Below are 9,574 nucleotides of genomic sequence, written 5' to 3'. Positions count from 1 at the left end.
GGCTCCTCAATACCGTGCGGTGTATTCCTGTTGTCCTGCGGATTTCGAGGCGGATCGGTCATGCCTGACAGGCTCGTAGCAGAAACTCCATTCGTCCGTCGTGCCCGGCGGGCGAACCGGAGGGTCCGTCTCTTCTGCTTTCCGCATGCAGGAGCGGGCGCGAGCGCGTTCGCCGCATGGCCGGCCCTTTTCCCGGCGGAGGTGGAAATCGTGGCCGTGCAACTGCCCGGCCGCGAGGACCGCGTCGGCGAACCGCACCCCGCGTCGGTCGACGTCGCCGTCCGCATGGTCGCCGTGGCACTGCGGCCCTACCTCCAGGGGCCGTACGCGTTCTTCGGCCACAGCGGCGGCGCGCTGCTCGCGTTCGAACTGGCCAGGGCGCTGCGCAAGCGCGGCACGCAGCCCGGACACCTGTTCCTGTCCGGGCAGCCGGCCCCGGGCCACGACACCGCCGCGCCGCAGCTGCACCGGCTGTCCGACGACGACTTCAGTGCCGCCCTGCGGGATCTGGACGGCACGTCCGACGGGGTGTTCACCGACCCGGAACTGATGAAGCTGCTGCTGCCGACGCTGCGCGCCGACTTCACCCTCTGGGAGAACCACCGGCACGGCCCCGGCGAGCCGCTCGCAGTACCGATCACCGCGCTCGGCGGGGACACCGACCCGCGCGCGCCCGTCAGCGGCCTGCACGCGTGGGAGGAGCAGACCAGCGGGGCGTTCTCCGTCGAGGTCTTCCCCGGCGGCCACTTCTATCTCAACGACCGCGAGGCGGAGCTCACCGCGACGCTCGGCAGCAGGCTGCTGGGCCGTGAACCCGCGTACGCAGGCCAGGGGGAGCGCAACCGATGACCATGCCCGGACACGATGCCGTGGCCCAGCTGCGGGCGTCCGCCGAATCCGTCCCAGGGGTTCAGGAGGCCGTGCCGCTGCTGCGCCGCGAGGCCCGGCTCGACCGGGTGCGGCCGTCCGCACCCCGCGCCGCCGACGCCCCGCCCGTGGCGGCGGGCACCCCGGCGCTCGCGTACGGCGGCGACCTGCCGGCCGACCCCGCTTTCCCCACCACCTTGCAAGAAGCCCTCCGGCTCGCCGCCGAACTCGCCCCGGACCAGGGCACCGTCTACCTGACGGACGACGGCGAGGACTTCCAGAGCTACTCCCAGCTGCTCGCCGACGCGCAGCGGCTGCTCACCGGCCTGCGCTCCACCGGCATCGCCCCCGGCGAGTCCGTGCTGTTCCAGTTCGGCGACAACCGCGCCTTCGTCACCGCGTTCTGGGCGTGCGTCCTCGGCGGATACCTGCCCACCCCGGTCGGTGCCGCACCCGGCTACGACCGGGAGAACGCCGTCACGACCAAGCTCCGCAACGCCTGGCAGCTGCTGGACCGGCCGCTCGTCCTCACCGACGCCTCCCTCGCCCCGGCGGTGGCCAAGCTGCCCGCCCTCTGGGGCGTCGACGAGCTGCGGGTGGCCGTCGTCGAGCAACTGGGCGACGGCCCGCAGAGCACGGACTGGTTCCCGGCGACCCCCGACACCCCGGCCGTGCACCTGCTCACCTCCGGCAGCACCGGGGTGCCGAAGGTGGTCCGGCACGCCAGCCGCAGCATCCTGGCCCGCACCCGGGCCACCGCGGCGGTGAACGGATTCGATTCCAGCGAGGTCGCGCTGAACTGGATGCCGCTCGACCACGTCGGCGGCATCGTCATGTGGAGCGTGCGGGACGTCGTGCTGCGCTGCCGGCACGTCAACGCCACCATCGACGCCTTCCTCGCCGACCCGCTGCGCTGGCTCGACTGGATCGACCGGTACGGCGTCACCAACACCTGGGCCCCCAACTTCGCCTTCGCGCTCGTCAACGAGCGTGCCCCCGCCATGGCCGGCCGGTCATGGGACCTGTCGACGCTGAAGCACCTCCTCAACGGCGGAGAGGCAGTCGTCAGCCGCACCGCGGACCGGTTCATCGAACTGCTCACGGCGTACGGGATGCCGGCCGACGCGATGCGTCCGTCCTGGGGGATGTCGGAGACCAGCTCGGGGGTGACGTCCTCGACGCTGCGCGCCGGGAATCCGGACGAGGGACGCCTGCGGGTGGACAAGAGTTCACTCGGCGGGGCGCTGCGCTGGTCCACCGACCCCGACGCCGTCACGTTCACGGAGGTCGGCCCGCCGATCCCGGGCGTGCGGCTGCGCATCGTCGACGCGAACGACGCCGTGCTGCCCGAGGACCACGTGGGACGGCTCCAGATCACCGGGCCGACGATCATGGAGGGCTACTTCCGCAACGAGGAGGCGAACGCGGAGGCGTTCACCGCCGACGGCTGGTTCCGCACGGGCGACCTCGCGTTCCTGCACGAGGGCCGGCTCACCATCACCGGCCGGGACAAGGACCTCATCATCGTCCAGGGTGCCAACATCCTGAGCTACGACGTGGAGTCCATCGCGGAGCAGGTGGAGGGAACCGAGGTCACCTACGTCGCCGCCTGCGGCTGGTCCGGCGCGGGCGACACCACCGACAAACTGGTGATCTTCTTCGTCCCGGCCTCCGACGACCGGACCTCCGTCCACGACACCATCGCCGCGATCAAGGCGCGGGTGGCCGAGGCCCTGGGCCTCCAGCCCGACCTCGTGATCCCGGTCGAACGGGACCACTTCCCCAAGACGGGCAGCGGCAAGATCCAGCGAGCCCAGCTCATCGCCGACCTCGACGCGGGCCTGTACGCCGAATGGTGCGACGAGGCGGACGGCCCGTGGTACTTCGAACGGACCTGGACCGACGCTCCCGCCGAACGCGGCGTGCTGCCGCCCGGCCCGTGGCTGGTCTCCGAGGCCCTGCGGGAAGAGCTCGCCGCCGTACCCGGCGTCCCCGAGCTCGTCGTCTCCCCGACCGGACACGCCGGGGCCGTCGTCCACCTGGCCCAGGGCCCCGACCCGCAGAGCGTGGCCCTCGACGTGCTGCGCCTGCTCCAGGACCTGGCCGCGTACGATCCCGCGCCGCCCCTCCTGGTGGTCACGAGCGGCGGTCTGTGGACGGCCGCGGGCGACACCCTCGACCTCGCCGCCGCGAGCCTGCCCGGTCTCCTGCGCACGGCCGCCGTGGAGCAGGTGCTGCCGTCCGTCCGGCAACTCGACGTGCCCGCCGCGTCCGCCCCCCGCGACCGGGCCGCCGCGGTCGTCACGGAACTCGCCTGCCACGACGCCGCCGACCTCGTGGCCCACCGCGGCACGCGCCGCCTGGTGCCCCGGCTGCGGCCGATGGCCCTCGACGGCCGGGGGAGGGACGCCTTCGTCACCGGCGGCCGCTACCTCGTCACCGGTGGTCTCGGCGGCGTCGCCCATCCGGTCGCGGAATACCTCCTGGCCGCCCACGCCGCGAAACTGCTGCTGGTCGGACGGAGCCCGGCCGACGGGGGCGAGCGCGCCGAGCGCCTCGAAGACCTCGCAGTCCTGGGCGACGTGGCCTACCGCGCGCTCGACGTGGCCGACCCGGTCGCGCTGCGGGCCGCGGTGGCCGAGGCGGAGGCCCGCTGGGGAGCACCGCTCGACGGGGTGCTGCACCTGGCCGGCGCCGACGTCTCCCACCAGTGGGCGCAACTGGAACTCCACCAGGTCGCCCGCGAGTCCCCGCAGGCCTTCCGCGACGCCTACCGCGCGAAGGTGACCGGCACCCTGGCGCTCGCCGAGCTGCTGGAGGACCGTCCCGACACGCCCCTCGTGCTCTTCTCGTCGGTCAACGGCGAGTTCGGCGGAAGCTCCTTCGCGGCGTACTCGTCGGCCAACAGCTTCCTGCACGGATTCGCCGACCACTGGGGACGCGAGCGCGGCCGGCCCGTGCACTGCCTGGCGTGGAGCACCTGGAGCGGCCTGGGCATGAACCGCGGAGCACCCGAGGACGCCGCCCAGGCCCGGGGCTTTCGCACCCTCGACCCCGACGAGGGCCTCGCCTCGCTGCTCACCGTACTGGGACAGGACCGGGCCACCGTGCTGATCGGCCTCGACGGCCGCAACGAGCACATCGCGCGCGCCCTCGCCCCGGAGAGCCTGCACATCGCGGAGGCGATCGTCGTGTACACCGGGTCGGCCCCCGAGGCCGACGTCCGGGCGGCCGTGGCACCGGTGGCGAGGGAACTCGACCATCCCCTGCGCTGTCTGCGCCTCGACAGGCTGCCCGCCGACCGGGACCAGCTGCTCGCTGTCGCCGTCGCAGCGCTGGAACGCGGCGGACGGCAGCTCGTACCGCCGGCCACCGAGCTGGAAAAGGCCCTGGCCGCCCTCTGGAGCGACGTCCTCGGTAGCGACGTCGGCCGCGACGACCGGTTCTTCGACCTCGGCGGCAGTTCGCTGCGCGCCGCGCAACTCGTGAACCGCATCAACAGTGCACTGCCCGCCCGGCTGTCGGTGCACCAGCTCTACGAGCACCCCACTGTCGGCGCACTCGCCGCAGTGCTTTCCCCGCAATTGGAAGGAGAACGAGGATGACCAATCCGTTCGAGGACGCGGACGGCACCTACCTGGTGCTCGTCAACGACGAGGGACAGCACAGCCTCTGGCCGACCTTCGTCGACGTGCCCGCCGGCTGGCTGACCGCCCACCCGGCCGACACCCGCGACGCCTGCCTCGCCTACATCGAGGCCCACTGGACCGACATGCGCCCGCGCAGCCTGGCCACCGCCATGGACGCGCAATAACACCATGACTCTGGCCATCGAGGTCGAGGGCCTGGTGAAGTGCTTCGGCGCCCACCGGGCCCTCGACGGAGTCGACCTCGCGGTGCCCGCCGGGCAGATCCTGGGCCTCCTCGGACCGAACGGGGCGGGGAAGACCACCACGGTGCGCGTCCTGGCGACCCTGCTGCGCCCCGATGCCGGGCGCGCCCGGGTCTTCGGTTACGACGTGGCGAGGGAACCCCACCAGGTCCGCCGCTGCATCGCGCTGACCGGGCAGTTCGCCTCGGTCGACGGGAACATCTCCGGCAGGGAGAACCTGTACCTCATCGCCCGTCTCCTGGGAGTGCCCGCCCGCCGGGCCCGGCAGCAGGCGGACGGGATGCTGGAGCGGTTCCGGCTCGGCGAAGCGGGCGGCAAGCCCGCCCGCGAGTACTCCGGCGGAATGCGCCGTCGTCTCGACCTCGCCGCATCGCTGATGGGCGAGCCGAGGCTCATCTACCTCGACGAGCCGACCACCGGCCTGGACCCGCACAGCCGCAACGAGCTGTGGACCACGGTGAAGGAACGCGCCCTCGCCGGCTCGACCGTACTGCTCACCACCCAGTACATGGAGGAGGCCGAGGCGCTGGCCGATTCGGTGGTCGTCGTGGACAAGGGGCGGGTGATCGCCGCCGGTACGGCCGCGGAGCTCCGGGCCCGGGTGGGCGGCCGGACCCTGGAGATCCGGCCCGCGTACTCCCGGGATCTGGCGGCCCTCGCGGGAGCCCTGGCCCTGGAAGGGCTGGAGGGCCGGATCGACCAGGAGGCCTGCATGGTCCGGCTCCCGCTCGTGGAACCGGACGAACTGACCCGTGCGGTAAGGGCCGTCACCGCCTCGGCGGTGGAGGTGCTGGCCGTGGACACCCGGGTCGCCAGCCTCGACGAGGCCTTCATCGAACTGACCAGGAGCACCCCGTGACCCCGACCACCGACATCGCGCCGACCGTCGGGGTACCCCCCCTCGCCGGTTCCGCCCGGAACGGGCTGCGGGACACCGCCAGGCAGTCGCTCGCCATCGCCAGGCGCAACATGCTCCAGCTGCGCGGCGACCCCGGACAGCTCCTCGACTCCGTGGTCATGCCGATGGTCTTCACGCTGATCTTCCTGTACGTCTTCGGCGGCGCGATCTGGGGAGACCGCCCCGGCGACTACCGGCAGTTCCTCCTGCCGGGCATCATGGTGCAAACGCTGATGTTCGCGTCCCGTTCGACCGGTTACCTGCTCGCCGTCGACTTCGACAACGGTGTGATGGACCGGTTCCGCTCCTTGCCCATCGCCCGCTCGGCGGTCCTGACCGGCCGGATCGTGGCAGACATGAGCCGGCTCCTGCTGGGCCAGGTCGTCATGCTCCTGTTCGCACTCGTCATCGGCTTCCGGGTGGAGACCAACTTCCTGTTCGCGGTGGCCGCCGTGCTGCTCACGCTGCTGTACGGGACCGCGCTGGCCTGGGTGTCGGCCTTCATCGGCCTGTCGATGCGCAGTCCCAACACCGTGCAGTCAGTGGGCTTCCTGTGGATGATCCCGTTCCAGTTCGGCAGTTCCATGCTGGTGCCGACCAGCACGATGCCGGGTTGGCTGCGGGCCTTCGCCGAGGCCAATCCCACGACCCTGGTGACGGACGCGTGCCGCAACCTGCTCGCCGGGGGGCCGGTCGCCGGTCCCGTCCTCGGCACCGTGCTGTGGAGCGTTGGCCTCATGTGCTGTGCGGTACCGCTGGCGATATCCCGCTATCGACGTCGCTGAAATGTGATCGATAACGGGAGGGAAAGCCCCGCCCCTACGTTTTTCCCATTCCAACTCCCCGAGTGGAGGAACTCCATGAGGTCCGGTCATACCGCCGTTCCGCGGTGGCAGGCGACCATCGGTTCGGCACCGGGCACGGCGACCGTCGGCATTCCGCTGGAATGCGAACCGACGCCGGCAGAACTGTCCGCAGCCCACGCCAAGGTCGTCGCGATCCTCAGCGGTGAGGACGAGGTGGCCTTCGGCCCCGTACCCCTCCTCGTGCCGGTGGCCGGCACCACCTGGGCCGGCCTGCTGGACCGCGTCCGCAACGCGGCCGCCGCACCCCGCCACGGCTTCGAGACCGTGGTCGGCGGGACCCCGGGCACCCTGCCCGACGGCGTGGTCTTCGGGGTGTGCGTCACCGACGGCGAGCTGGTGCTCACGTACCGCACCGAAGACTTCGACGCCGACCACGCGACCCGAGTCGCCGGCTACCACCGCACCGCCCTCGACCGCATGGCCGCCGACCCGGACGCCCCGCACGAGAGCGGCAGCCTGCTGTCGGAGGCCGAGCGCCACCACCAGCTCGTCGGCATGGCCGGTCCGGAGCGGGAGCTGCCGGACCGACGCTTCCACGAGCTCTTCGAGGACCGGGTACGCCAGCACCCCGGGAAGACCGCCGCGATCATGGGCGAACGCCGGATCACGTACGCCGAGCTGAACGCCCACGCGAACCGGATCGCCCGGACCCTCCTCGCCCGCGGCCTGGCGGCCGAGGGCTCCGTCGCAGTGGTGACCGAGCGCAATCTGGACTGGATGGCCTGCGTCCTCGCCGTGTTCAAGGCCGGCGGCGTGTACGTGCCGATCGAGCCGCACTTCCCGGCTGACCGCATCGGCACCACCCTCGACCGCGCCGGATGCACCCTCGTCCTCACGGAACCGGGGAGCACCACCACCCTCGACGAGGCCCTGCGCGAGCGCCCGTCCGTCACGGTGCTCCGCGTCGAGGAGAGCGACGGGGCCGATCCGACGGACCTCGGGGTCGACATCGGCCCCGACCGGCTGGCCTACATCTACTTCACCTCCGGCTCCACCGGTAGGCCCAAGGGGGTGATGTGCGAGCACGAGGGCATGCTCAACCACCTCTACGCGAAGACCGACGACCTGAAGGTGGGCGAGGACGACGTCGTCGCCCAGGTCGCTCCGCAGTGCTTCGACATCTCCCTCTGGCAGCTCGTCGCGGCCCTGCTGGTCGGCGGTACGACCCTCATCGTGCCGCAGGAGGCGATCCTCGACGTGGAGAGGTTCGTGGAGGTCGTCCGCGCAGCGGACGTCGCCCAGCTGGTCCCCTCCTACCTCGAGGTGGTGCTGTCGCACCTGGAGGAGCACGGCGGCGGCCTCGGCCGGCTCCGCTGCCTCTCGGCCACCGGTGAGGCGCTCAAGAAGGAGCTGGTCGAACGCTGGTTCGCGGCCTTCCCCGGGACCTCGCTCGTCAACGCGTACGGGCTCACCGAGACCTCCGACGACACGAACCACGAGGTCATGACCGAGCCGCCGCACGGCGACCGGGTGCCCCTCGGACCGGCCGTCGCCAACGTGCGCGTCTACGTCGTCGACGCCGGCCTCGAGCCGGTGCCGCTCGGCTCGCCCGGCGAGATCGTGTTCGCCGGCATCTGCGTCGGCCGCGGCTACGTCAACGACCCCGAGCGCACGGCCGCCGCGTACGGCACCGATCCGCACCGGCCGGGCGAACGGCTCTACCGCTCCGGCGACTTCGGCCGCTGGTGCCCCGACGGCAAGCTGGAGTTCCTGGGCCGTCGCGACGCACAGGTGAAGCTGCGCGGCTTCCGCATCGAGCTCGGCGAGATCGAGAACCGGCTGCTCGGCGTCCCCGGGATCCGGGACACCGCCGTGGTCGTCGTCGGCGAGAGCCTGGTGGCCTTCTACGCCGCCGCCGCCGACGTGCCCGTCGACGAGCTGCGGACGCGGCTGGCGGCCGCGCTGCCGGAGTACATGGTGCCGAGCCGCTTCCACCGCCTCGACGCCCTGCCGCTCACCGCCAACAGCAAGATCGACAAGAAGCGGCTGGCGGAGCTCGCGGAGGCGGACGACGACGGCCCGGAACCGCCGGTCACCCCGACGGAGCGGCGGATCGCCGCCGCCTGGGCGGCCGTGCTCGGCATGGACCCCGAACGGGTCGGCCGCAGCAGCCACTTCTTCGACTCCGGCGGCACCTCCCTGTCCGCCGTACGCCTCGTCGTCAAGCTCGAGCGGGCCGTGTCGCTGAAGGACCTCACCCGCCACCCGCGCCTGAGCGACCTGGCCGCATTCGTCGACGGAACCGGCGGGCCCGAAGGGGCGGACACCGGGACCGGTCTCCTGAACCCCCTCCTCACGCCGCCCTCCCCGGCCGCCACCCTCGTCTGCTTCCCGTACGCGGGCGGCAACGCCGTCAACTTCCGGCCCCTTGCGGCCGAGCTGGCGGACAGCGGGCTCGCCGTCCAGGGAGTGGAGCTGCCCGGCCATGACCTCACGGCCGAGAACGAGCCGTTCGCCTCCCCCGAAACGGTCGCGAAGACCGTGGCGGACGAGATCGCCCGGCGCGTCACCGGACCGGTCCTGCTCTGGGGGCACTCCTCCGGCGCCGCCCTGGCCGTCCTGACCGCGCGGCTGCTGGAGGAACAGGGCCACGACCTGCGGGCCGTCCTGATCGGCGGCCAACTGGTCGGCACCCCGGCCGCACGGCGCGCGTTCAGCGCCGAGCTCACGGCCATGACCCCCCTGGAGATCGCCGCCCGTATCGGCGGCGACAACGGCTACACCGAGCTCTCCGGGACGGACACGGACCGGGCGGCGCTCGTCGGGGCGGCCTACCGGCACGACGTCCTGGCGGCGAACGCGTTCTTCGCCGACGCCGTGGAGAACCCGCCGACCACCCTGATCGCGGCGCCGCTGACCCTCGTGGCCGCCGCCGACGACCCCGCCACCCGCGGCCACGAGGACGGCCTCGACGCCTGGCGCCTCCTCGCCCGCACCGTCCGGGTCAGTGAACTGCCCGACGGAGGCCACCACTTCTTCCGCACCAGGCCGGCGCAGACCGCCGGCGTGGTGCGGGCTGTCCACGCCATGCACGAACGAGAGCGAGTGTAA

General features: G+C 72.3%; 6 protein-coding genes. All 6 read left to right on the top strand.

Annotated elements, in window-relative coordinates; genetic code table 11:
- The first annotated feature begins 60 nt into the window (after positions 1-60).
- Complete coding sequence (locus ACSHWO_RS09050) at positions 61-849, top strand: thioesterase II family protein (RefSeq protein WP_404241772.1); 789 nt, start codon at positions 61-63, stop codon at positions 847-849.
- On the top strand, positions 846-4,472 hold the full coding sequence (locus ACSHWO_RS09045; protein ID WP_438311035.1) for an SDR family NAD(P)-dependent oxidoreductase: 3,627 nt from the start codon (positions 846-848) through the stop codon (positions 4,470-4,472). Before ACSHWO_RS09050 ends, ACSHWO_RS09045 begins: the two co-directional genes overlap by 4 nt.
- Positions 4,469-4,681: an MbtH family protein gene (locus tag ACSHWO_RS09040; protein WP_361089348.1), complete on the top strand. Its 213-nt coding sequence runs from the start codon at positions 4,469-4,471 to the stop codon at positions 4,679-4,681. Before ACSHWO_RS09045 ends, ACSHWO_RS09040 begins: the two co-directional genes overlap by 4 nt.
- 4 nt (positions 4,682-4,685) lie before the next feature.
- A complete protein-coding gene (locus tag ACSHWO_RS09035) occupies positions 4,686-5,618 on the top strand; it encodes an ATP-binding cassette domain-containing protein (RefSeq protein WP_361089350.1) in 933 nt (310 codons plus the stop codon).
- Positions 5,615-6,442, top strand: a complete 828-nt coding sequence (locus ACSHWO_RS09030; RefSeq protein WP_361089352.1) for an ABC transporter permease — start codon at positions 5,615-5,617, stop codon at positions 6,440-6,442. The genes ACSHWO_RS09035 and ACSHWO_RS09030 overlap by 4 nt, the downstream gene beginning before the upstream one ends.
- Before the next feature lie 75 nt (positions 6,443-6,517).
- Positions 6,518-9,574, top strand: a complete 3,057-nt coding sequence (locus ACSHWO_RS09025; protein WP_438311030.1) for a non-ribosomal peptide synthetase — start codon at positions 6,518-6,520, stop codon at positions 9,572-9,574.

This window comes from Streptomyces pallidus (ex Mingjun et al. 2026), assembly GCF_051550185.1.
In the GTDB taxonomy this organism is placed as follows: domain Bacteria; phylum Actinomycetota; class Actinomycetes; order Streptomycetales; family Streptomycetaceae; genus Streptomyces.
Note: the sequence above shows the minus strand (reverse complement) of the source record. Positions and strands in the feature narration are given on the sequence as shown.

Coding starts and splice junctions, on each gene's coding strand:
- ACSHWO_RS09050 (WP_404241772.1), top strand. CDS start 61: ATGCCTGACAGGCTCGTAGCAGAAACTCCATTCGTCCGTCGTGCCCGG.
- ACSHWO_RS09045 (WP_438311035.1), top strand. CDS start 846: ATGACCATGCCCGGACACGATGCCGTGGCCCAGCTGCGGGCGTCCGCC.
- ACSHWO_RS09040 (WP_361089348.1), top strand. CDS start 4,469: ATGACCAATCCGTTCGAGGACGCGGACGGCACCTACCTGGTGCTCGTC.
- ACSHWO_RS09035 (WP_361089350.1), top strand. CDS start 4,686: ATGACTCTGGCCATCGAGGTCGAGGGCCTGGTGAAGTGCTTCGGCGCC.
- ACSHWO_RS09025 (WP_438311030.1), top strand. CDS start 6,518: ATGAGGTCCGGTCATACCGCCGTTCCGCGGTGGCAGGCGACCATCGGT.